General features: G+C 59.6%; 21 protein-coding genes. 13 read left to right on the top strand and 8 right to left on the bottom strand.

The features are described 5' to 3' along the window. The first annotated feature begins 56 nt into the window (after positions 1-56). Genes ACIREA_RS02475 through ACIREA_RS02435 form a run of 9 tightly spaced genes read left to right on the top strand, consistent with a single transcriptional unit; the run spans position 57 to position 7783 of the window. Positions 57-995, top strand: coding sequence for an acyl-CoA desaturase (locus ACIREA_RS02475; protein WP_397380226.1), 939 nt, complete (start codon positions 57-59; stop codon positions 993-995). Next, a complete protein-coding gene (locus tag ACIREA_RS02470) occupies positions 992-2269 on the top strand; it encodes an NAD(P)/FAD-dependent oxidoreductase (RefSeq protein WP_397380204.1) in 1278 nt (425 codons plus the stop codon). The genes ACIREA_RS02475 and ACIREA_RS02470 overlap by 4 nt, the downstream gene beginning before the upstream one ends. Next, positions 2269-3069: a DUF1365 domain-containing protein gene (locus tag ACIREA_RS02465; RefSeq protein ID WP_397380202.1), complete on the top strand. Its 801-nt coding sequence runs from the start codon at positions 2269-2271 to the stop codon at positions 3067-3069. Before ACIREA_RS02470 ends, ACIREA_RS02465 begins: the two co-directional genes overlap by 1 nt. Further along, positions 3066-4346: a class I SAM-dependent methyltransferase gene (locus ACIREA_RS02460; protein ID WP_397380200.1), complete on the top strand. Its 1281-nt coding sequence runs from the start codon at positions 3066-3068 to the stop codon at positions 4344-4346. The genes ACIREA_RS02465 and ACIREA_RS02460 overlap by 4 nt, the downstream gene beginning before the upstream one ends. A 5-nt stretch (positions 4347-4351) precedes the next feature. Continuing rightward, the gene (locus ACIREA_RS02455) at positions 4352-4684 is read left to right on the top strand and encodes a DUF1475 domain-containing protein (RefSeq protein ID WP_397380198.1); all 333 of its coding nucleotides are present in this window, start codon (positions 4352-4354) and stop codon (positions 4682-4684) included. Next, positions 4681-5181: a DUF2062 domain-containing protein gene (locus tag ACIREA_RS02450; RefSeq protein WP_397380196.1), complete on the top strand. Its 501-nt coding sequence runs from the start codon at positions 4681-4683 to the stop codon at positions 5179-5181. The genes ACIREA_RS02455 and ACIREA_RS02450 overlap by 4 nt, the downstream gene beginning before the upstream one ends. Beyond that, on the top strand, positions 5171-5962 hold the full coding sequence (locus ACIREA_RS02445) for a DUF1295 domain-containing protein (protein WP_397380194.1): 792 nt from the start codon (positions 5171-5173) through the stop codon (positions 5960-5962). The genes ACIREA_RS02450 and ACIREA_RS02445 overlap by 11 nt, the downstream gene beginning before the upstream one ends. A gap of 40 nt (positions 5963-6002) precedes the next feature. Further along, positions 6003-7040, top strand: coding sequence for an SAM-dependent methyltransferase (locus ACIREA_RS02440; RefSeq protein WP_397380192.1), 1038 nt, complete (start codon positions 6003-6005; stop codon positions 7038-7040). After that, a complete protein-coding gene (locus ACIREA_RS02435; RefSeq protein WP_397380191.1) occupies positions 7037-7783 on the top strand; it encodes a tetratricopeptide repeat protein in 747 nt (248 codons plus the stop codon). Before ACIREA_RS02440 ends, ACIREA_RS02435 begins: the two co-directional genes overlap by 4 nt. Positions 7784-7797: 14 nt before the next feature. Here ACIREA_RS02435 and ACIREA_RS02430 read toward each other — a convergent pair whose 3' ends face one another. From ACIREA_RS02430 to tkt, 3 genes are all read right to left on the bottom strand, one after another. Further along, positions 7798-9045: an MFS transporter gene (locus ACIREA_RS02430; RefSeq protein WP_397380189.1), complete on the bottom strand. Its 1248-nt coding sequence runs from the start codon at positions 9043-9045 to the stop codon at positions 7798-7800. 54 nt (positions 9046-9099) lie between these two features. Continuing rightward, the gene (locus ACIREA_RS02425; protein ID WP_397380187.1) at positions 9100-9999 is read right to left on the bottom strand and encodes a helix-turn-helix domain-containing protein; all 900 of its coding nucleotides are present in this window, start codon (positions 9997-9999) and stop codon (positions 9100-9102) included. A 114-nt stretch (positions 10000-10113) separates the two neighbouring features. After that, positions 10114-12090 (bottom strand): transketolase, encoded by a 1977-nt coding sequence (gene tkt / locus ACIREA_RS02420; RefSeq protein ID WP_397380185.1) that lies wholly within the window; start codon positions 12088-12090, stop codon positions 10114-10116. Between the two features lie 163 nt (positions 12091-12253). Here tkt and ACIREA_RS02415 point away from each other — a divergent pair, with 163 nt between their 5' ends. After that, positions 12254-12652: a thioredoxin family protein gene (locus ACIREA_RS02415; RefSeq protein WP_397380183.1), complete on the top strand. Its 399-nt coding sequence runs from the start codon at positions 12254-12256 to the stop codon at positions 12650-12652. A gap of 17 nt (positions 12653-12669) precedes the next feature. Here the strand turns inward: ACIREA_RS02415 and ACIREA_RS02410 are convergent, their stop codons facing one another. Beyond that, positions 12670-14577, bottom strand: a complete 1908-nt coding sequence (locus ACIREA_RS02410; protein ID WP_397380181.1) for a sulfatase-like hydrolase/transferase — start codon at positions 14575-14577, stop codon at positions 12670-12672. Between the two features lie 15 nt (positions 14578-14592). Here ACIREA_RS02410 and ACIREA_RS02405 point away from each other — a divergent pair, with 15 nt between their 5' ends. Then, complete coding sequence (locus ACIREA_RS02405; RefSeq protein ID WP_397380179.1) at positions 14593-15072, top strand: hypothetical protein; 480 nt, start codon at positions 14593-14595, stop codon at positions 15070-15072. A gap of 9 nt (positions 15073-15081) precedes the next feature. Then, positions 15082-16509, top strand: a complete 1428-nt coding sequence (locus ACIREA_RS02400) for a DUF1501 domain-containing protein (RefSeq protein ID WP_397380177.1) — start codon at positions 15082-15084, stop codon at positions 16507-16509. Positions 16510-16619: 110 nt separating this feature from the next. Here the strand turns inward: ACIREA_RS02400 and ACIREA_RS02395 are convergent, their stop codons facing one another. Continuing rightward, entirely contained in the window at positions 16620-17960 is a 1341-nt protein-coding gene (locus tag ACIREA_RS02395; protein WP_397380175.1) for a Gfo/Idh/MocA family protein, read from the bottom strand. Positions 17961-18027: 67 nt separating this feature from the next. Here ACIREA_RS02395 and ACIREA_RS02390 point away from each other — a divergent pair, with 67 nt between their 5' ends. Continuing rightward, positions 18028-18660 (top strand): cyclase family protein, encoded by a 633-nt coding sequence (locus ACIREA_RS02390; RefSeq protein ID WP_397380173.1) that lies wholly within the window; start codon positions 18028-18030, stop codon positions 18658-18660. 9 nt (positions 18661-18669) lie between these two features. Here ACIREA_RS02390 and ACIREA_RS02385 read toward each other — a convergent pair whose 3' ends face one another. From ACIREA_RS02385 to ACIREA_RS02375, 3 genes are read right to left on the bottom strand one after another with little or no spacing between them, the layout of a single operon-like run. Further along, the gene (locus tag ACIREA_RS02385) at positions 18670-19503 is read right to left on the bottom strand and encodes a phosphodiester glycosidase family protein (protein WP_397380171.1); all 834 of its coding nucleotides are present in this window, start codon (positions 19501-19503) and stop codon (positions 18670-18672) included. A 12-nt stretch (positions 19504-19515) separates the two neighbouring features. Continuing rightward, positions 19516-20319, bottom strand: a complete 804-nt coding sequence (locus ACIREA_RS02380) for a rhomboid family intramembrane serine protease (RefSeq protein ID WP_397380169.1) — start codon at positions 20317-20319, stop codon at positions 19516-19518. A 12-nt stretch (positions 20320-20331) separates the two neighbouring features. After that, a complete protein-coding gene (locus ACIREA_RS02375; protein ID WP_397380224.1) occupies positions 20332-21633 on the bottom strand; it encodes an ABC transporter permease in 1302 nt (433 codons plus the stop codon). Positions 21634-21652: the final 19 nt, after the last annotated feature.

Below are 21652 nucleotides of genomic sequence, written 5' to 3'. Positions count from 1 at the left end.
AAGTCCCTGCGAATAAACCCCAAAAACGGAACCTCCTCTGGCAGATCGCCGTGATGATGAGGCAGTGGTTTGATTCCGACTACCGCCCGCCGGGCTGGGAGGGGGACGACAAGCTGACGGACGGGATCGACTGGCGGCGCTGCCTGCCGTTCATCGTGCTGCATCTGGGGTGTCTGAGCGTGTTGTGGGTGGGATTCAGCTGGGCGGCGCTGGTGGCGGCGCTGCTGCTGTACGCGCTGCGCATGTTTGCCATCACGGCTTTTTACCACCGCTATTTTTCGCACCGGAGCTACCGCACCTCACGCGGGATGCAGTTTTTGTTTGCGGTGCTGGGGAACACCTCCTGCCAGCGCGGGGCTTTGTGGTGGGCCTCGATGCATCGCCACCATCACCAGCATTCGGATGAGGTGCCGGACGCGCATTCGCCCCGTGTGCGAGGCTTTATCTGGTCCCACATCGGCTGGCTGACGAGCCCCAAAAACTTCCCCACGGACTACAGCCGCATTCGTGATCTGGAGCAGTTCCCTGAGTTGGTGTTTCTCAATCGGCATGATCAGATCGTGCCGGTGCTCTATGGGGCGTTTCTCTGGTTCGCGGGATGGCTGCTGGAACGCTATGCGCCCGGACTGGGGACCAACGGTGCGCAGATGTTTGTGTGGGGATTTTTCATCAGCACGGTGATCCTGCTGCATGCGACGTTTTTCATCAATTCGCTGGCCCATGTGTTTGGCTCCAAGAGGTTCAAGACGGACGACGACAGCCGTAACAGCCTGCTGCTGGCGCTGCTGACACTGGGGGAAGGCTGGCATAATAATCACCACCGCTATGCGGGTTCTGCGCGGCAGGGTTTCTTCTGGTGGGAGATCGATGTGTCCTACTACCTGCTCAAGATGCTTTCCTGGATGGGATTGATCTGGGACCTCAAGGGGGTGCCGCCCAGTGTGTATCGTGAGGCGGCGCAGCTTAAACAATCAGCCCAAAATCCTGGCGTATGAAACGGTCGCGTCTTGCCATCATCGGAACGGGTGTCGCCGGGCTCGGGTGCGCACACTTTCTGCATCCGCATTTTGATCTGACGATCTTTGAGCAGAACGATTACGCGGGTGGGCACACCAATACTGTGACGGTGAATGAAGCGGGCCGTGACCTGCCGGTGGACACCGGCTTCATGGTGTTCAATTACGTGACGTATCCGCTGCTGAGCCGCTTGTTTAAAGAACTCGATGTGGCGACGAAGCCGACCTCGATGTCTTTCAGTGTGGCTCATCTGCAAAGCGGCATCGAATACAATGGCACATCGCTGAACCATTTGTTCGGACAGCGCCGCAATCTGATCAGTCCGCGATTTTGGAAATTCATTCTCCAGATCAACCGCTTCAATGCGGAGGCCGTGGCGGCGCTGAATGAGGAGCGGTTTGCCCGCATGACGCTGCGAGAATACGTGGAGGTGCGGGGATATGGCAGTGACTTCCTCAATCTCTACATCATCCCGATGGGGTCCGCCGTGTGGTCCACACCGCCGGAGCTGATGCTGGAGTTTCCCGCGCTCACGCTGATCCACTTCTGGCACAATCACGGATTCCTCGGACTGAACACGCAGCATCCGTGGAGAACCGTGACGGATGGGGCGCGTTCGTATTTGAAGAAACTGACCGCGCCATTCAAGGATCGTATCCGGCTGGGTGCGCCTGTGGCCCGCGTCGAAAGAGACGCTGATGGTGTTAAGGTGTTTCCTCGTGATGGCGGGGCAGAGGTTTTCGACAAGGTCATCTTTGCGAGTCATGCGGACCAAACGCTGCGCATGCTGGCGAGGCCGACGGATCTCGAAAGCGAGCTGCTCGGCTGTTTCAAATACCAGCCCAACATCGCCACGCTGCACACGGATGAGAGCTTCATGCCCAAATCGAAAAAGTGCTGGGCCTCGTGGAACTACCGCATCAAGCCGACTGCGGGCGGCGGCATTGAGCCGAGCACGCACTACTGGATGAACAGCCTGCAGGGTGTGTCCGACAAGACGAACTATTTTGTCGCGATCAATGCGGCGGATGAAATCGCCCCGGACAAGGTGCTGAAGCGCATCAACTACGAGCATCCGCTGTTTGATCTGGCCGCCATTGATGCGCAGAAGAGACTGCCTGATCTCAACCGGCTTTATCCTGACCAGAGCACGTATTTCTGCGGCAGTTACTTTCGTCATGGGTTCCATGAGGATGCCTTTGGCTCGGCGGTGGCATTGTGCCGTGACCTTCTCGGAAAGGAGCCGTGGTGATGCAAACCGAATCCGCCATCTATGAATGTGCGGTGATGCACCACCGGCTGCAGCCGAAGGTGCATCGGTTCAGCTACAACGTTTTTTACCTTTGGCTGGATCTTGATGCCATCGACGATCTTGCTTCGAAGCTGCGGTGTTTCAGCCGGAATCGCTTCAATCTGTTTTCCTTTTATGATCGTGATCATCTTGATCTCGGTGCGGGGGATGTGAAGGCGAACATCCTGAGGTATCTGGCAGAGAACGAGGTGGATACGGCGCGCATCGCCAGCATTCGCCTGCTCACTTTTCCACGGGCACTGGGGTATATCTTCAATCCTGTCTGCTTTTATTATGCCTTTGATGCTGCCGGAGAGCCGGTGTGCGCGGTGGCGGAGGTGACGAACACTTTTCATGAGCAGAAGCCTTATCTCTTGAAGGAGTGTGACCGTGCGCAGCGCTTCCGCCTCATCACGCCGAAGCATTTCTATGTGTCGCCGTTCTTTGCGCTGGATCTTAGCTTTGACTTCAAACTGCAGGTGCCGGGCGAGAAACTCGAGATTCACATCGACGACCGGAAAGAGGATGATCGCATGCTGCTCACCTCGCTTACCGGCAAGCAGCGACCGCTGACGGATGCCGCGCTGCTGCTCTGCGCGGTGAAGTATCCGCTGCTCACGCTGCGCGTCATTTTTCTCATCCACTGGCATGCGCTGCGGCTGTGGCTGAAGCGCATTCCCTGGCACCGCAAATCAGCCGATGCCGGGCTGCAAATCGGAGTCCTGCGTCCCCACGAATCCATCGCCCCCTACAAACCATGAACGACACCATCACCTGCGACACTGACATCTCCGTCTCCACACCTGCGACGGCAAAGCCTGGATTTTATGAGCGGCTTTTCATGCTGTCGCTCAAACCCTTCGTTCACGGGGGGCTTCGAATGGTGCACCCCGATGGTCGTGCGCATGTGCTGGGAGAGCATGGTGCTGCGGTCACTGCCGAGATGCGCATTCGTAGCCGCGATTTTTTCAAGCGCTGCGCCTTGTTTGGCAATGTGGGATTTGGCGAGGCCTACGTCGATGGTGACTGGGAGACTGATGACATCGCGGCGGTGATCGAGTGGTTCATTTTGAATCTCTCCAAGACTCAGGGATCGCGCAGTTCCTCCGGGAAGGTGGCGTTTGTGAACCTGCTGAACTTTGTTAATCGCATGCAACATCTGCTGCGGCCCAACAGTGTGCGCACCAGCCGGCGCAACATCGCCGAGCACTATGATCTGGGGAATGAGTTTTACTCGCTCTGGCTTGACGAGACGATGACGTATTCAGCCGCGCGTTTCGAGCATCCTGGGCAGCCGCTGGCGGATGCGCAGTATTCGAAATATGAGGCGCTCTGTCAGAAACTGCAGCTCAAGCCGGGAGACCATGTGCTTGAAATTGGCTGCGGCTGGGGGGGATTCTCATGCCATGCTGCAAAGCATCATGGGTGCCGCATCACTGCTGTGACGATTTCGCAAGAACAGCTCAAGTATGCCACCGAGCGTGTGGCGCGTGAGGGGCTGACGGATCAGGTGGAAATTCGCCTGCAGGACTACCGACATATCACCGGCCAATTTGACAAGATCGCCTCCATCGAAATGCTGGAGGCCGTGGGTGACAAGTATCTGGAAACCTACTTCGCCAAGTGCGCTGAAGTTTTAAAACCTGAGGGGCTGCTGGCCTTCCAGATGATCACGGTGGCGGACTGCCAGCACAAAGATCTGCGCAAGGGGGTGGACTGGATTCAGAAGCACATTTTCCCGGGATCGCTGCTGCTCAGCGTTGGGCGCGTCAACGAAGCCATCAACCGCACCAGCGAGCTCTTCATGCACGGTTTGGAAGATCTCGGCGCTTCGTATGCCAAGACACTGCGGGTGTGGTTTGAGCGCTTCAACGCCCGGATTAGCGACATGAAGGCGCTCGGCTTTGATGACCGCTTTGTCCGCAAATGGAACTTCTACCTGCAATACTGCGAGGCCGCTTTTGCCTCGCGGAACATCAGTGTCGTGCAGGCTGTATATACTCGCCCCAACAATACCACATTGCATCGCACTTTCTGAACATCATGATCTGGTTTCTTCGAATCTTCTTTGTCGTTGTGCTGGTGTCCATGTTTGGCGTCACGAGTTGGGCTTCGCAGCAGTGTGCGCTATGGGCCATCCCGGGTTCGGTGGGCGGGCATCCATGGTTTATCGCCACGCTGTTTGACACCTACTGGGCCTTTCTGACTTTTTACTGCTGGGTCGCATACAAGGAGCGCTCGTGGTTTGGCCGCATCGGCTGGCTGCTGGGCATTCTGTTGCTCGGCAACATCGCGATGGCGGTTTACATGCTCATCCTGCTTTTCCGTGTGCCATCGAATGCGCGCATGGAAGACATCCTTCTTCGAAAGGCATGACGGAACCCATCCAGCGAGAATCTTTGTGGCGCCGCTGGGTGGTGAAGCCGGTCGTTGCGCAGCTTGCGCAGGGGACGACGCCTGCCAAAATCGCGCAGGCCATTGCCTTTGGTGTCACGACGGGTGTCTTTCCGCTGCTGGGCACCACGACTATGCTGGCGCTGGGGGTGGGCGTTGTTTTGAAGCTGAACCAGCCGGTGCTGCAGGTGTTTCGTGAGCTGACGTATCCGCTGCATCTGGCAAGCATTCTCCTCTTCATGCGCGCCGGTGAGTCGCTCTTCGGTGCCGAGCATGTGCCGCTTTCGATTCCCATGATGATGGAGCGGTTCTTTGCCAGCCCAGGGAAGTTCATGGCTGAATTCGGCATGATCGGTCTCTACGGCGTGGTCGTGTGGCTGCTGCTCGCACCGCTGCTCATTGGCGTGGTCTTTTTTGTCAGCAAACCCCTCGTCGAAAAACTCGCCAAACACCTCAACTTCTCAAGACATGATGCATGATTTCTGGTTCCTGATGGGCATGGGCACAGTGGTGGCATTTCTGCTGTTTGCACTTACCTGGCTGCTTAGTTTGAAGCTGAACAACTTCAGTTTTGTCGATGTGACGTGGTCTTATGCGCTCGCTGTGATGGCGCCGCTTTATGCACTGCTGGGTGGAGGATTCGCGGAGCGCAAAATCATTGCGGTGACGATGGGAGTCTTGTGGAGCGTGCGGCTTGGGACGTATCTCCTAATCCGAGTCAAAGGGCACCATCCTCATGAGGATGTGCGGTACGCCGTGCTGCGTGAGAAATGGAAGGACGGACTGGCGAAGAACTTTTTCTTTTTCTTTCAGGCGCAGGCTTTGCTGATCGTGCTGCTGGCGGTGCCTGTGCTACTCGCGTGTTTGAATCCAGCTCCGGAATTGAACCTCATCGAAATGGCCGGAGCCATTGTGTGGCTGATCGGTCTGAGTGGCGAGGCCTTGAGTGATGCGCAGATGAAGAGGTTCAAGGCTGATCCTGCGAGCAAAGGCAAGGTGTGTCAGGTTGGTCTCTGGCGCTACTCGCGGCATCCGAACTACTTTTTTGAGTCCGTCGTGTGGTGGGGGTTCTGGCTGTTTGCCTGCGGTTCACCGTGGGGCTGGGTCACGGTGTATGCCCCGGCGCTGATCCTGTATTTTCTGCTGCGTGTCACCGGCATCCCGCTCACGGAGGAATGCGCCGTGAAGAGCAAGGGCGACGCCTACCGCGAGTATCAGCGCACCACGAGCGCCTTTGTGCCGTGGCCGCCGAAAAGTTGAATCCAGTCTGTTTCCAAGATCGCACAATTCCCCAAACCGCATGAGCACCATCAACGCCATCCTCGCCAAGAACATCCTCCCGGACAGCATGATCCGGATCGGCATCCGCCAGCGGCTGGCCGAGACGCTGAAGGAGAACAAGCAGCCCACCGCCGAAGCCCAGCGCGCCGCCTTGATGCGCTACGTGCAGGATCTCAAGCAGATGCCCGTGGCCATCGCGACGGATGAGGCCAATGAGCAGCACTATGAGGTGCCCACGCGTTTCTATCAGCTCGTGCTCGGCAAACACTTGAAGTACAGCTCGGGTTACTGGCCGGATGAGAAAACCACCTTTGATGAATCCGAAGCGGCGATGCTGCAGCTGACCTGTGAGCGCGCGGAGCTGCAGGATGGCCAGCGCATTCTCGAACTGGGCTGCGGCTGGGGTTCGCTGTCACTGTGGATGGCGGAGCATTATCCGAGTGCGCAGATCACCAGCGTTTCCAATTCGCGAACGCAGAAGCTGTTCATCGATTCAGAGGCGGCAAAGCGTGGTTTGAAAAATCTGACGATCATCACCGCGAACATGATTCACTTCGAAGGTGTTGGCGCAGGCATCTTCGACCGCTGTGTATCGGTGGAGATGTTCGAGCACATGAAGAACTACCAGGAGCTGCTGCGCCGTGTCTCCACCTGGCTGAAGCCGCGCGGCAAGCTCTTCGTGCACATCTTCACCCATCGCGAATACGCCTACCATTACGAGGTGCGCAGCGATGACGACTGGATGGCGAAATATTTCTTCACCGGCGGGCAGATGCCCAGCGATGACCTGCTGCTCTACTTCCAGGATGATTTAAAAATCGAAGACCACTGGTGCGTGAGTGGTGAGCATTATTCCAAGACGAGCGAGGCCTGGCTGGCGAACATGGATGCGCACAAGGCGGAGATCCTGCCGCTGTTTGCTGAAACCTATGGCAAAGACCAGGTGACCAAGTGGTGGGTCTGGTGGCGCTTGTTCTTCCTTGCCTGCGCCGAGCTGTGGGGATACCGCGGCGGTGAGGAATGGATCGTTTCACATTATCGCTTCATCAAACCATGAAAACGACACTGACAATCGCGGCTGCCATGTTGATGGCGGGGCATGCATTCGGAGACTTCACGGAACTCGTGAAACAGGGCGATGGGTATGATGCCCAGTTCAAGCCGGAGGCAGCGCTGCAGTACTATCTGCCTGCTGAGAAGCTGAATGCCAATGACGCTTCGCTGCTGGTAAAGATCGCGAGGCAGTATGTGTATCGCATGGCAGATCTGTCTGGCAAAGCGGATCAACTGAAGTCTGGGCGCACCGCGCTGGCCTATGCGGAACGTGCGGTGAAGCTGGCTCCCAAGGAGTCTGATCCGCATCTCGCAGTCGCCATCTGTCTCGGCAAACTCTCACCACTGGTCGGAAACAAAGAGAGCATCGAAGCGTCACACAAGATCAAGACGGAGGCGGAGACTGCGGCGAAGCTGAATCCCAAAGATGACTTTGCTTGGCATCTGCTTGGGCGCTGGAATCAGGAACTGGCGCAGATCGGCGGCATGACGCGTGCCGTGGCCATGATCGTGTATGGTGCCTTGCCAAGTGCGTCTCATGACGAGGCGGTGAAGTGTTTTCAAAAGGCCATCGCGCTCAATCCGAACCGCCTCATCCACTACGTCGAACTTGGGCGCACCTACGCACTCATGGGACGCAAAACGGAAGCGAAGCAGTTCATCGAAAAAGGACTCGCGATGGCGAACCGTGATCAGGATGATCCGGGGACGAAGGAGCGTGGGCGCAAGACGCTGCAAAGCCTCTGATAGCGCTGACTCCGTCACTTGCCCGCTTGGCCATCTCCTTCCACGTCAGGAAGGAACATGGTCAGCAGGCCCAGCAAGGGCAGGAAGGCGCAGAAGTGGAACACGAAGTTGATGCCCTGATGGTCCGCCAGTTTTCCCAGTACGGCGGCGCCGATGCCTGCGATGCCAAAAGCGAGACCAAAGAACAGGCCCGCGATCATGCCGACTTTCCCGGGCATGAGTTCCTGCGCATACACCAGGATGGCTGAGAAGGCGGAGGCGAGGATCAAGCCGATGATGACGGTCAGCACCGCCGTGAGGGCCAGGCCTGCATGCGGCAGCCAGAGGGAGAAGGGGGCGGCACCCAGAATGGAAAACCAGATGACGCGCTTGCGGCCAATGCGATCTCCCACGGGGCCGCCAACGATGGTGCCGACGGCCACGGCGAAGAGGAAGAGGAATAGGTAGTACTGCGAGGTCTGCACCGAGACATGGAAGCGCTCCATCAGGTAGAAGGTGTAGTAGTTGCTCAGGCTGACGAGGTAAACGTACTTGGAGAAGATCAGCATGACGAGGATGGCCATGGCAAAGGCAATCTTGCCGGATGTCGGGCGGGCATGGGCGGTGGCTGAGCGTGCTTGTTTGCGCTGAATGCGGTGCAGATTGCGCGCCTGCCACAGGCCGATCTGCCACAGCATGAAGACTCCCAGCATCGCGATGATGGAGAACCACGAAAGGGCAGCCTGACCATGGGGCACGATGAACCACGCCGCCAGCAAAGGGCCGATGGAAGAGCCCGCATTGCCACCCACCTGAAACAGGGACTGCGCCAGACCGCGCCGCCTGCCCGCAGCCATGTGGGCGATGCGCGATGCCTCGGGATGGAAGATGGCGGAGCCCGAACCCACCAGCCCTGAGGCGATGAGAATAGCCGGGTAGCTGTGGGCTCTGGAGAGAGCCAGCAGGCCGATCAGAGTCAGTCCCATGCCAACCGGCAGCGAGTAGGGCAGCGGCCGCTTGTCCGTGATGTAACCCACCAGAGGCTGCAGCAGGGAGGCGGTGACTTGGAAGGTCAGCGTGATGTATCCGAGCTGTGCAAAGCTCAGTCCGTACGTTTCTTTGAGCACCGGATAGATCGCAGGCAGCAGGGCCTGGATGGTGTCATTCAGCATGTGGGAAAAGCTGATGGCGAAGAGCAGCGCGAAGACGGTCTCTTTTGCGTCCGGCGCTGCGGTGGGGGAGATCGCGTGAGGTGATTGGTCCTCGATCATCGTGTCTTTCATAAGGACCGCGACCTTCCGCCTGAAGGCTGGCGGGCACAATCTGGCAGGCTGGTGCTAGGTGGCCTCTGGCTGGTATTTTTCTCGGATTGCGTCGCGGAACTCGCCGGGTGTCTGTCCGGCATGACGGCGGAAAAAACGGGTGAAGTAGGAGGGGTCCTGGAAGCCCGTCTGGTAGACGATTTCGGAGACACTGAGGTCCGAGTGGAGCAGCAGGCGCTTGGCATCCAGCAGGCGGCGCTGGTGGATGAGCTCCCCGGCGGCGTGACCGGTCTCCTGATGAATGACGTCATTCAAATGGTTGACGGTGATGCCCAGCTCCCTGGCATACGGTGCCAGAGTCTGCCATTCCCGGAAGTGGTGCTCCAGTGACAGGTGAAACTGGCGGGCCAGGAGCGCAGCGCGCGAGGTCTCCTTGACCGAATGCTTCTGCGCATAAAGACGGCCGGCCTGGATGAAGAGGATGCGCAGCGTGGCGCGCAGCACCTCCTGCACGCCGGATTGAGCGGAGTCGTATTCCTGCTGCAGCTCTGCAAACAGCGCGGTGATGCGTGCGGCTTCATCCGGGCTCACCGTCAGCCATGGCGTGACGCCGGAGCTGAAGAAAAACGGCAGATCAAAGAGCATGCTGGGCGGCGGTGCGTGGTGATCAAAGAACTCCTGCGTGAAGGAGGCCACCGTGCCTTGCGTCTGCGGGGCGGGGCGGATGGTGTGCACCTGCCCGGGGCTGAGGAAAAACAGCGTCAAGCCGGTGACGTCGTGATCTCGGAAATCGTGCATGAGCCTGCCTGCGCCGGTGATCAGGAAGATCTGGAAGAAATCGTGGAAATGCGGGATCAGGCGCTGGGGCTCCTGCCTCATGGAGAATTCCAGCGGCATGATCACAAAGCCCTCTGAGCGCAGCCGGTCCTGGCCGTACACGCTCATCTGCAGAGAGGGGATGGTGCGGCGGTTCATGCGGGGAATTTTTGTTACGCTGGCCGATGAACGGGAGACTGTGCGGAGACAAAAAAAGAGAGGCTGTTGCCAGCCTCTCTTCGTGAGTTTTTAGACTTGATCGCGGAGGTCAGCTCATGCCAGCGCCTGGGCCACGGCCTCGGCGGTGATGCCGAGCTGCTTGAAGACAGTGTTGCCAGGGGCGCTGATGCCGAAGCGGTCGATGCCGATGATCTGGCCCTGGGTGCCGACGTATTTCCACCAGAGGCCGGAGACGCCGGCTTCGATGGCGATGCGCTTTGTGCAGGCAGCCGGAAGGACGGACTCGCGATAGGCGGCGTCCTGACGGTCAAAACGCTCAAAGCATGGCAGGCTGACGACGCGGACGCCGGGCTTGCCCTTGGCGCCTTCGACGGCCCATTGCACTTCGGAACCGGTGGCGATGACGATGGCTTCAAGGGGGGCGGTTTCCTTCACCAGGACGTAGCCGCCTTTGAGGGTGCCTTCACGGCGGGTGGCGGCGCTGGCGGTGCCCTGATGCGGGAGATCCTGGCGGCTAAGAGCGAGGAGCGTGGGGCCATCGGCGCGGCTGAAAGCAGCGGCGAAGGCACCTGCGGTTTCTTCGGCATCGCCGGGGCGGATGACGTCGAGATTTGGGATCACGCGCAGACCGCTGACGGTTTCCACCGGCTGGTGGGTCGGGCCGTCTTCACCGACACCGACGGAGTCGTGGGTGAAGATGTAGGTGACGGGCAGGCGGGAAAGCGCTGCGAGGCGGATGCTCGGGCGGCAGTAGTCGGCGAAGACGAGGAAGGTCGCGCCGCTGGGGAGGAAGAGACCGTCGTAGGCGATGCCGTTGCAGATGGCGCCCATGGCGTGCTCGCGGATACCGAACCAGATGTTGCGACCGGTTGGGTTTGCAGGGCTGAAATCGCCCATGCCCGTGAGGTAGTTCTTGGTGGAGCCGAAGAGGTCGGCGCTGCCGGTGATGATGTGTGGCACCGCCTTGGCGATGTGATTGAAGATCTCGCCGCCGCTGTTGCGGGTGGCGGCCTTGCCTTCCGCCGGATATTCGGGGACGAGCTTGAGCAGGTCTTCGGCCTTCAGCGAGCCATGACGTGCGGCGTCGAGTTCTTTCGCGAGCGCTGGATTCCCTGCACCCCAGGCGAGGAAAACCTTGTTCCATTCACCGTGGATCGCGGCGCGCTTGTTCTTCAAATCGGCGAAGTAAGCCTTCACCTCGTCGCTGACGTAGAAATGGGTGCCTTCTGGCAGGCCGAGGCCCTTCTTGGCGGAATCGACAAACTTTGCGCCGCCTTCGCCGTGAGCCTTGGCGGTGCCAGCGACTTCAGGGATGCCTTTGCCGATGAGCGTCCGGGCGATGATGATCTTGGGCTTGCCGTTGTCGCCCTTCTTGGCGTTTTCGATGGCGGTGGAAATGGCGTCGAGGTCGTTGCCCTCGATGACCACGGCGTCCCAGCCCAGGGCGGAGTAGATCGCCAGGGTGTCCTCGTCCTGCGTGACCTTGGCCATCGCATCGAGGGTCACATCGTTGGAATCATAGATGAGGATGAGGTTGTCGAGGCGGTTGTGACCGGCGAAGGCCACGGCTTCACGGGCCACGCCTTCCTGGAGGCAGCCGTCGCCAGCGAGGACGATGATATGATTGTCGATGATCTTGTGCTCGGCGGTGTTGTACTTCGCCGCCGCCATTTTGCCGCTGAGGGCAAAGCCCACCGCATTGCCAATGCCCTGGCCGAGGGGGCCGGTGGTGCACTCGACACCCACGGTCTCAAACGACTCCGGATGGCCGGGGGTGTGGCTGCCCAGCACGCGGAACTTGGAGACTTCATCGATGGAAAGGTCATAGCCGCTTAGGTGCAGCCAGGAGTAGATGAACATGGAGCCGTGGCCGGCGCTGAGGATGAAGCGGTCGCGGTTGAGCCACTTGGGATCGGCGGGATCGCACTGGAGGGTTTCGCCGAAAAGGACGGCACCGATTTCGGCGCAGCCGAGGGGGAGGCCGAGATGGCCGGAGGAGCACTTGTGCACGGCATCCATGGCGAGACCACGGGCTTCGTTGGCGGCTTGAGCGAGGAGGGTTTTATTCATGTAGAGAGGTTCAGGGTCAATGAGTGTCAGAAACAGCGCCAGATGCGGCCAAGCGCGGGACGCCTTCCTTACTGGCGCAGGGGTCGGTTTCAAGGTCGAAAACTGGGGGGAATCGGCCATCATCGCCCCTTGCCAGAATGAAATTTGCCCCGGATGGTACTGCGTGAACAAAGGAAACATCCCTCTCTGGATCGCCGGAGCCGTCCTGCTGTACATCGGCTGGATCGCGTTTGACATGCTGCGTCCGGTCTCGGGCGGGGGGATGGGGCACACCACCTCGATCAGTGCCGTGCGCACGGCCAAGGTGCCTGTGCTGGTGGAATTTTACGCGGACTGGTGCGGCCCGTGCAAAGTCGTGGGTCCGATGGTGGAGGAGCTGGCGCAGGAACTGAAGGGCAAGGCGGTGGTGATTCGCATCAATGTCGATGAAGATCCCAAGCTGGCGCGTGATCATGGAGTGGGGCCCATTCCCACCTTCATCGCTTTCAAATCAGGGCGCGAAATCGGGCGTCAAATTGGGGGCATTCCGAAGGCGCAGATGCGGCAGATGCTGGGGCTGTGAGTTGCTCTGAAAAGGGCCTACTTTTTCTTGTTCTTCTTCGCTTTCTTTGCAGGGGGCTCACCGCCGTCATCAGGGGCAGGCTTGCTGCCAGTCAGATCTGCGAGTAATCGCGCGACATAGCCGTTGAAGCGGGCATCGGGGGATTCGCCTTTGGCGGGGAGTTCTTTGAGCTTGGCAGCGATGGGCTGGGCCTTGTCGCCGAGATCGCCGATGGCGTTGAGGGCGCTCAAGGAGGTGAAGACATCGTGCTGGCTCCAGTTGGCGAGATTTACGAGGGCAGGCAGGGCGGCGGCGCGCTCGGCATCGCTGCCGTATTTGGCCAAGGACCAGTTGGCGGCGACTTGCACGTAGGTGGAGCTGTCTTTGGCGGCCTGGGTGATTTCATCGTGGGCTGCGCTCACGCCATCGCCGCCGCGCATGAGGATGCCCATGGCGGACCAGTAGCGGATGGCGCTGTCTTTGTCGGCAAAACCTGCTTTGAGATCTGACATGGCGTCAGGTTTCAAGGAGGAGGCTGCGCCTGCGGCTTTCAGGATGCGGGCGAGGGGATACATCGAGTCATCGTGTGCCATGTCGTAGGGTGTGGTGCCTTCGGCGCGGTGGTGCATCTCGCCTTCAGCGACCATGCCGGCATCGCGGATTTTTAGCGCGAGGTTTTCCTGTGCGGCGCGCATCTTGGCAAGTGTCGCTGAGTGCTCGGGCTGGGCGGCGAGGTTGTGGACTTCATCGGGGTCGCTTTGCAGGTCGTAGAGTTCTTCGGGGGCCTTGGGTGTCGTCCAGAAGATGGACTGTTCAGGGGTGAGCTTGCCAGCATCGTAAAGCTGCCGCCACACGCGGGTGCTGGGTGTTTCAAACTGGTAGTTCACATGCTGGCCCTGGGAGAGGTGAGGCATGTAGTTGCGGAGATAAACGAAGCGGCCATCCGTGACGCTGCGGACGCAGTCGTAGCGTTCGTCCATGCGGCCACGGAAGCCGTAGACGAAGGGCTGCGGCTCGGTCTGGAATTTGCCGGCGAAGGCGTGGCCTTGCATCCATTCGGGAGGCTGCACGCCGATGAGGCTGAGGAGCGTGGGTGCGAGATCGACAAAGCTGACGAGGCGGTCTGATTTCACTCCGGCGCCGTATTCTTTGGGGGCGAGGTGTTTCCAGTTTGGCGGGAAATACACGACCATGGGTACCTGCAGGCCGGAGTTGCAGGGCCAGCGCTTGTTGCGTGGCATGCCGCTGCCGTGGTCGGCGTAGTAGAAGACGATCGTGTCTGCCGCGAGGCCTGCGGCTTCGAGTTCTTTTAGACGTCGGCCTGCGGAGGCGTCGGCGAGTGTGACTTGATCATAGTACTGCGCCCAGTCCTGGCGCACTTCGGGGATGTCGGGATGGTAGGCGGGGACGCGGACTTTGGCAGGATCGTGGATGGCCACGTGCGGGCGTTTGCGGAGCTGGCTTTCGTGGCTGCACTGCTCGTTGAAGATGGCGAAGAAGGGCTGGCCATCTTTGCGGTTGGTCCAGTGCGCCTTGCCGTTGGACTCATCCCACACGCCTTCGGGCTTTTGCAGGTTGTAGTCCTCCTTGTTGTTGTTGGTGCAGTAGTAGCCGGCTTCGCGGAGGAACTGCGGATACATCTTTGTGCCCTTTGGCATGGCCACCATGCTGCGCATGTGTTCGCCTCCGGTGGAGGGCGAATACATGCCGGCGATGATGGTGGTGCGCGCTGCGGCGCAGACTGGCGCGCAGGACCACGCGTGCTTGAAGAGCATGCCCTTCGCGGCCAGAGCATCGACGTTTGGGGTATCGGCATAGGTGTCGCCGTAGCAGCCCATGTGCGGCCCGTGGTCCTCGCTGGTGAGCCAAAGGATGTTCGGGCGGTCGGCGGCGAATGACGAAACCAGAATGAGGAATGACGAAAGGAAGATGCTCAGGAGCTTCATGAACCGGGTGGAACGATGGCGGGTGCTGCGATCCTTCATTTCAATGTGCGTGCATGGAGAAAGCCGCCGCCGGGATTGTGCTGCGCAACCTGTGCGGATAGACCTTATCGCCAGCGGGCGATTTCTATGCGTCATTCGAGTTTCATGAACATCTATCGACTTCTTCAGCTTTGCGCCGTGCTCCTGATTGCTCAGCCGGCGCTGGGGCAGTCAGCGTCAACGTTGGCGCCCAACCAAGATGCAGCGGTGCATGAAATCACTCAGTTGAAGACCCGAGTCAGCCAGCTTGAACGCCAGGTGAAAAAATTGGAATCCACTGGCTTGGTGCTATTCTTGTTTGGCGTGTTTTGCGCGCTCTGGGCGCAGAACACCGGACGGAACGCCTGGCTCTGGTTTTTTCTGGGCCTGTTTGGCAGCCTGATCACGGTGATCGTCCTTCTCGTCAAAAACTCCGATGACCTCTTTCGAGAATCGCTGCGCGTCAAACTCGACTAACTCCCTGCCATGACTCTCCGCCACGAACTTCAGGCCGAATACGCCCGCTACCGCACCCGCCGCTGGTTTTTCAAAGACTGCGGCGTGGGCTTGGCGAGCATTGCGGCGATGGATCTGATGTCGCGCACGGCCAGTGCGGCTGCGCCCGTGAGTCCGCTGGCGCTAAAGAAGCCGCATTATCCCGCGAAGGCGAAGCGGGTGATCTATCTTTTCATGGGCGGTGCGCCGAGCCATCTGGAGTTGTTCGACAACAAGCCGGAGCTCTCGAAGTGGGACGGCAAGCTGCCGCCGCCGGATCTGCTGAAAGGCTACCGCGCTGCGTTCATCAATCCCAACAGCAAGCTGCTGGGGCCAAAGTTTAAATTCGCCCGGCATGGGCAGAGCGGCGCGGAACTGAGCGAGCTGCTGCCGCACACGGCGAAGATGGCGGACGATCTGACGATTGTGCGCTCGATGAAAACGGACGCTTTCAATCATGCGCCGGGACAGATTTTGATGAGCACGGGCTCGCAGATTTTTGGCAGGCCGAGCTTTGGGGCGTGGACGCTGTACGGTCTCGGCACGGAGAATCAGGATCTGCCGGGCTATGTGGTGATGCAGAGCGGGCAGAAAGGGCCCAGCGGCGGCATGAGCAACTTCGGGTGCGGTTTCCTGCCCACGGTGTATCAGGGCGTGCCGTTTCGCAGCAGCGGGGAGCCTGTTTTGTTTTTGAGTAATCCGGAAGGCGTCAATGATGCGACGCAGCGGGACACGCTGGATGTACTGAAGCAGCTTAACGAAGAGCGGCTCAACGTGGTGGGTGATCCTGAGATCGCCAGCCGCATCAACAGCTTTGAGCTGGCCTATCGCATGCAGCAGACGGCACCGGAGCTAATGGACATCAGCAAGGAGCCCAAGCACATCCTGGACATGTATGGCGCGAAACCGGGCGAGGCGTCCTTTGCCAACAACTGCCTGCTCGCGCGTCGGCTCGTGGAAAGCGGTGTGCGTTTTGTGCAGCTCTTCCATGAGGCGTGGGATCATCATGGTGGCTTGGTGAATGGTTTGAAGACGCAGTGCGGCCTCACGGATCAGCCTTGTGCAGCGTTGCTTCGTGACCTGAAGCAGCGCGGTCTGCTGGAAGACACACTCGTCATTTGGGGCGGTGAGTTTGGCCGGACGCCGATGGTGCAGGGTGGCAATGACGGGCGCGATCATCATCCGAACTGCTTCAGCATGTGGTTTGCCGGCGGTGGCATGAAGCCCGGCCTCACTCTCGGTCAGAGCGATGAGTTTGGGTTCAATGTCACCGAAGATCCGGTGCATGTGCATGACCTGCACGCGACGCTGCTGCACGTGCTGGGCTTTGATCACACGAAGCTCAATCAGCGCTTCCAGGGCCTTGATATGAGGCTTACGGGAGTGGCTGGGGAATTGGTGACGAAGCTGCTGGCGTGAATGGAGGTCGGCCTTCCAGGCTGACGATGGATCGGGGCGTCTCGCCTTTGATCCGCCAGACGAAGGCGAGACGCCTCGATCCGCTGACAGCCGGGACGGCTATCCTCCGATCAGATCCCATACCCGGCGCGATAGGCCTTATGGATGATGGCGTCGGCTTCGGGGGTGTTGGGTGACTTCATCGCCTTGGTGTCCCATTCGACGCGTTTGGCGTAGCGAACGGCGAGGAGGCCGACGAGGAGGGATTCGGTGAAGGGGGCGGAGTACCAGAAGCCGGACTTGGCATCCAGAGGGTTGCCGGTTTTGCAGGCTTCGAGGAATTCTTTGCGGTGGCCGCTGAGGCAGCGGGGGATCGTTTTCGCGGGGATGATGAACTGCTGCATCTTGGTCTCGGGCACGATGCGGGGAGTGCCGGACCAGCCGCCGGCGAGGATGCAGCCTTTGTCGCCGACGAAGTAGATGCCGTTGTCGCCGAGGTTGCGCGTTTCATCGAGACCTTCGGGGCGCGGGGGCAGTTTGCCGCCGTCATACCAGACCATCTTCACGGCGGGGCGGTCGCCTTTGGCGGGGAAGTGGTAGGTGATGATGCTCCAGGTCGGGTAGGACTGATTGTTGTTCGGGCCGTTCTCCGCCTCGACCCAGTCAGGGGCGTCGAGATCGAGCGCGTAGAAGGCGGGGTCGGCGTTGTGCACGGCCATGTCTCCCAGAGCGCCGCAGCCAAAGTCCCACCAGCCGCGCCATTTGCGTGGGCAGAAGTCGGGATGGTAGGCGCGTGGCTTGGCAGGGCCGAGCCAGAGGTCCCAGTCGAGATTCTTGGGGATGGCGGGTGTCTCGGTGGGATAGGCCTTGCCTTGGGAATCCCAGAATTTGCCGGGGCGGTCGGACCACACATGTACCTCGGAGACTTTGCCGATGGCGCCGGCCTGGATCCACTCGCGGGTGAGGCGGATGCCTTCGCTGGCGTGGCCCTGATTGCCCATCTGAGTGACGCGTTTGGTTTCCGCTGCCACATCGCGCATGGCACGTGCTTCAGCGATGGTGTGGGCGAGCGGCTTCTCCACATAGACATGGTGCCCGGCACGCATGGCCATGATGCTCGCGGGCGCATGTACGTGGTCCGGCGTGGCCACGAGCACGGCGTCGATGTCCTTCTGCTTGTCGATCAGTTCGCGGTAGTCGCGGTAGAGCTTCGCGCCCGGGTATTTTTTGATCGTGCCAGCGGAGTGGTCGAGATCGACATCGCAGAGGGCGACGATGTTGGCGAGGCCGGAGTCATCCAGATCCCTGATATCGCCACCGCCCTGACCGCCGATGCCGATGCAGCCGAGATTTACCTTTTCACTGGGCGGAGTGAATCCGGGACCACCAATGACGTGACGAGGCACGATTTGGAAGCCGAAGACTGCTGCTGCGGTGGATTTAATGAACTGACGACGAGGAAGCTGGGTCATCTCAAGAAAACGTAAAATAAAAACAAGCTCTTGCGTAGACCCTGCTCTCAGGTTCGTATTAGTCCTTATGAAACGACCTTGGAAAGACATCTCCGTTCCCCTGCGCGACGGCATGATACACTGGCCCGGTGACCCCGAGTGCCACATCAAACGTGTGGTCAGCATGGACGACGGCGCCGTGTGCAATCTGACGCACCTGAGCATGAGCGCCCACACGGGAACGCACATGGATGCGCCGAGACATTTCATCGCCGATGGGTTGACGATGGAGCAGATGCCGCTGGAGCCGGTGATCGGCCGCTGCCGCGTCTTTGAGCTGCTGGACTGTGAGCATCAAATCACGGTGGATGATCTGAAGAAACTCAAAATAGCCCCGCGCCAGCGCGTGCTGTTCAAGACGCGCAACTCGACGCGAAGCTGGGCGATGAACGAGTTCGACAAGGACTTCGTCTCCATCCGTGCGGACGCCGCGCAGTATCTCGTCGATCAAGGCGTGGTGACCGTGGGTGTTGACTACCTCAGCATCGGCGGCTTCAACAAGGACGGTGTGGAAACACATCAGATCATGCTCGGTGCTGGCATCTGGGTGATCGAAGGCCTCAATCTGGCCGAGATCAAATCCGGCTACTACGAGCTGATCTGCCTGCCGCTCAAACTGGAAGGTGCCGACGGCGCTCCGTGCCGTGTGGTGCTGCGGTAGTGCAGAACCTCAGGGAGCTTTGACTCCGATCACATGAGGCAGCAGCCAGAATTTCTGGCTGCCGTTGGTCTCATTGAATCCCGACTCAAAGCTGCCCATGCTGCGAATGACAACGCCCCCGCAGTTCAGATAGAAGGACGCTGGCGGGCCACCGTCCAGATGCTGGGCGCTCACAAGGTTGATTGGCAGCTTCAGCAGGTGCTCATTGAAGTCATGCATCGTGGAGGGCGTGCGGCAGAAGATGAACAAGGCGTTGCCATCCTTGTCCTCCCCCAGCGCAGCCTCGCTCCAAAATTTGGGCTGCTGCTTCCATCGGTTCTCACCCGGGTGTTTGATGAGGCGGAGGTTTTGTACCGCGACGGCATAATGGGAGAGAATGTTTTTCTCAATGCTGGCATCGTCGGTGTCGAGCAATCGAAAGGGCGCAGCTTCTTTGGCGAGAGGCGTGAAGACACAGATGGATGAGTAATCGCTGCGAAACACAGCGGGCCCAATGAGGGCATGGTTTTTGAGATAGCCGCAGTGGGTGCTGCCGTCTTTGTCATACATGCCTGCGTTGATCACGAGACAGAGCTTTTGTTTCGCCGCCCACTCCTCCACGGTGAGCATGGGCTGGCCCGCAGAGGAGGAGCACAGACGCAACGGATGGCTGCGTGCATCGACGCGTACAATCTGCATCTGCCCCTGGCCGCCGGGCGCGGGGAAAAGGCCAAGCTCGATGCCGGGAACAAGCTTGCGCCAGCTCGTCCTGGGAGCTGGCGGAGTCTCAGACTGTGCATTCACCGGTGCAGCTGCCAGTGAGAGCATGGCCAGCGTGATTGCAAGAACAGCGCAGTGTGTCATGACACGTCGGCTTCAACGTTTACGCTTCATCTGATCGCTCGCCTGGTCGAGGATGCGGCGTTCCTCGGCGGTGAGGCTGTGCATGCCTTGATGGCTGATTTTGTCGAGGATGTCATCGACGGTGGGAATGTTGCTTTTTTTCGCGGGCTTCCTGGTCTGCGGCGGCGAACGCTTGGGCAGGGATGGGAGCTTCAGCGCGCCTGTTTCGTAGCGGATGAAGGCGTAGGCGGTGCCGACGTTGGCGGCGAGTAGGAAGAGCGAGGACCAGTCGCGGCCGCCAATGCAAACGAGAGCATTGATGCCCACAAAGACGGCGGCGAGCACCCAGGCCTCGACGGCGAGAATGAAGACGTTGAGCTTCGCATTCGGATACAGCGTGGCGAAGGCGATGAAGACGCCGAACTCAAGCTGCGTGATGCCCATGCAGGCGAATCCACGACCACCTGCGAGGGCGATTAATGTGACGAGCAGAGGTGAAACGAGCAGCAGCAAGAGCAGCAGCCAGACAAAGGCGCGACGGCCCAGATGGCGCTCCACTGCTTCGCCGAAATTCCAGAGCAGGAGGCAGCCGACGAGCGTCCAGAGACTGGGAGGATTGACCAGAATGTAGGTCAGCGGCGTCCAGAGATGGAGCTGACGAAAGGCGCTGTCGTAGGTGAAGACAAAGTGCCCCATCAAGTCGTAACCGAGCACTGCGGTGATGATCATGCTCGCAGCTCCTGCGAGTGCGATGATGGCGGCGAGATAGACGGGGTGCGTTTTCCACCACGTCAGCGGGAGTCGATCTTTGGATTCAGGGAGCCAGGAGTTGAACATGAATGTTTGATTCTACTTACGCACACGATCGACAAGGACAGCGCCCAGAATGACGAGGCCGAGGACGATTTTCTGCGTGTTGCTTTCGACATTGGTGAGGTTCATGCCGTTTTGAATGACGGCGATGATGAAGGCACCGATGAGGGTGCCGGGCATGGTGCCTCTGCCGCCGCTGAGGCTGGTGCCGCCGACCACGACGGCGGCGATGACATAGAGCTCATACATCTGGCCGTAGGTGGGGGAGCCGCTTTTGAGCAAGGAGGCGGTGACGACACCGCCGAGGCCGGCAAGCAGTCCGCAAATGACGTAGGCGATGAGGATGACGCGCTGGACGGGCACGCCGGAAAGGTGCGCGGCTTCCACATTGCCGCCGACGGCGTAGAGATTTCTGCCGAGGCGGGTCTGCGTCATCACAATGTGTGCGGCGGCGTAGAGCAGCAGCATGAGGACCACGGCGTTGGGCAGGCCCAGAAGATCGGAGCCACGGCCCAGCCGGGCAAAGGAATCCGGCACCTGGTAGACGGATTGATTTTCGGCGAGTCGATAGGCCAGGCCGCTGCCCACGAGCATCATCGCCAGCGTGACGATGAAGGGCGGCATGCGCAGGCGGGTGATGAAAGCGCCGGAGAGGAGGCCACACGCACCGCACAAAGCGATGCCACCGAGCCCGGCGACGAACATGCCAGCTGCTCCGGCATGCACACCGCCGCAGAAATCACGCACGATGATCGTGGTGATGACGGCGGAGAGAGCGATCAGGCTGCCCACGCTCAGATCGATGCCGGCGGTGATGATGACCAAAGTCATGCCGATGGCGAGAATGGCGATGACGGCGATCTGATTGGCGATGTTGAGCAGGTTGTCGGTCTTGAGGAAGACCGCCCATGCCTGCGATTGGGGCTGCACCACGAGGGTGTCTTTGAGCGCGGGGAAGTCATGGGACAGATCGCTGAACACCAGCCAGGACGCGGTGGCTCTGTTGCAGGCGATCACATCCACGCCTCCCGATGCCGCAGCACGTAACAGCGCAGCACGCGCGTCTTTGGGCTCACCTTGCACGACTTCGAGAACTGAAACCTCATATTTCTTTAGAGATGTTTGCAGCGCTTTTGCAAACGTCACATCATCTGATCGAGGGCGGACGACGATGATTACGCGACCGTCTTTACCGGCTTCGAACAAGACAATCTCTGCTAAATGTTCTGCAGCATCAGTATCTTGAGGATACTGCCGGGTCCAGGTGGCGATGCTGAAGAAGACGCAGAGCAGCAGCAGTGCGATGAGCATGCCGGAGCCGGCGAGGTGGTGGCGGATGAAGGCGGGAAGACGGCTC

This window comes from Prosthecobacter sp. (assembly GCF_044373815.1).
Classification (GTDB): domain Bacteria; phylum Verrucomicrobiota; class Verrucomicrobiia; order Verrucomicrobiales; family Verrucomicrobiaceae; genus Prosthecobacter.
The sequence above is the reverse complement of the archived record's forward strand: the minus strand, read 5'-3'. Positions and strand labels throughout refer to the sequence as shown.

Coding starts and splice junctions, on each gene's coding strand:
- ACIREA_RS02475 (WP_397380226.1), top strand. CDS start 57: ATGAGGCAGTGGTTTGATTCCGACTACCGCCCGCCGGGCTGGGAGGGG.
- ACIREA_RS02470 (WP_397380204.1), top strand. CDS start 992: ATGAAACGGTCGCGTCTTGCCATCATCGGAACGGGTGTCGCCGGGCTC.
- ACIREA_RS02465 (WP_397380202.1), top strand. CDS start 2,269: ATGCAAACCGAATCCGCCATCTATGAATGTGCGGTGATGCACCACCGG.
- ACIREA_RS02460 (WP_397380200.1), top strand. CDS start 3,066: ATGAACGACACCATCACCTGCGACACTGACATCTCCGTCTCCACACCT.
- ACIREA_RS02455 (WP_397380198.1), top strand. CDS start 4,352: ATGATCTGGTTTCTTCGAATCTTCTTTGTCGTTGTGCTGGTGTCCATG.
- ACIREA_RS02450 (WP_397380196.1), top strand. CDS start 4,681: ATGACGGAACCCATCCAGCGAGAATCTTTGTGGCGCCGCTGGGTGGTG.
- ACIREA_RS02445 (WP_397380194.1), top strand. CDS start 5,171: ATGATGCATGATTTCTGGTTCCTGATGGGCATGGGCACAGTGGTGGCA.
- ACIREA_RS02440 (WP_397380192.1), top strand. CDS start 6,003: ATGAGCACCATCAACGCCATCCTCGCCAAGAACATCCTCCCGGACAGC.
- ACIREA_RS02435 (WP_397380191.1), top strand. CDS start 7,037: ATGAAAACGACACTGACAATCGCGGCTGCCATGTTGATGGCGGGGCAT.
- ACIREA_RS02430 (WP_397380189.1), bottom strand. CDS start 9,045: ATGAAAGACACGATGATCGAGGACCAATCACCTCACGCGATCTCCCCC.
- ACIREA_RS02425 (WP_397380187.1), bottom strand. CDS start 9,999: ATGAACCGCCGCACCATCCCCTCTCTGCAGATGAGCGTGTACGGCCAG.
- tkt (WP_397380185.1), bottom strand. CDS start 12,090: ATGAATAAAACCCTCCTCGCTCAAGCCGCCAACGAAGCCCGTGGTCTC.
- ACIREA_RS02410 (WP_397380181.1), bottom strand. CDS start 14,577: ATGAAGCTCCTGAGCATCTTCCTTTCGTCATTCCTCATTCTGGTTTCG.
- ACIREA_RS02405 (WP_397380179.1), top strand. CDS start 14,593: ATGGCGGGTGCTGCGATCCTTCATTTCAATGTGCGTGCATGGAGAAAG.
- ACIREA_RS02400 (WP_397380177.1), top strand. CDS start 15,082: ATGACTCTCCGCCACGAACTTCAGGCCGAATACGCCCGCTACCGCACC.
- ACIREA_RS02395 (WP_397380175.1), bottom strand. CDS start 17,960: ATGACCCAGCTTCCTCGTCGTCAGTTCATTAAATCCACCGCAGCAGCA.
- ACIREA_RS02390 (WP_397380173.1), top strand. CDS start 18,028: ATGAAACGACCTTGGAAAGACATCTCCGTTCCCCTGCGCGACGGCATG.
- ACIREA_RS02385 (WP_397380171.1), bottom strand. CDS start 19,503: ATGACACACTGCGCTGTTCTTGCAATCACGCTGGCCATGCTCTCACTG.
- ACIREA_RS02380 (WP_397380169.1), bottom strand. CDS start 20,319: ATGTTCAACTCCTGGCTCCCTGAATCCAAAGATCGACTCCCGCTGACG.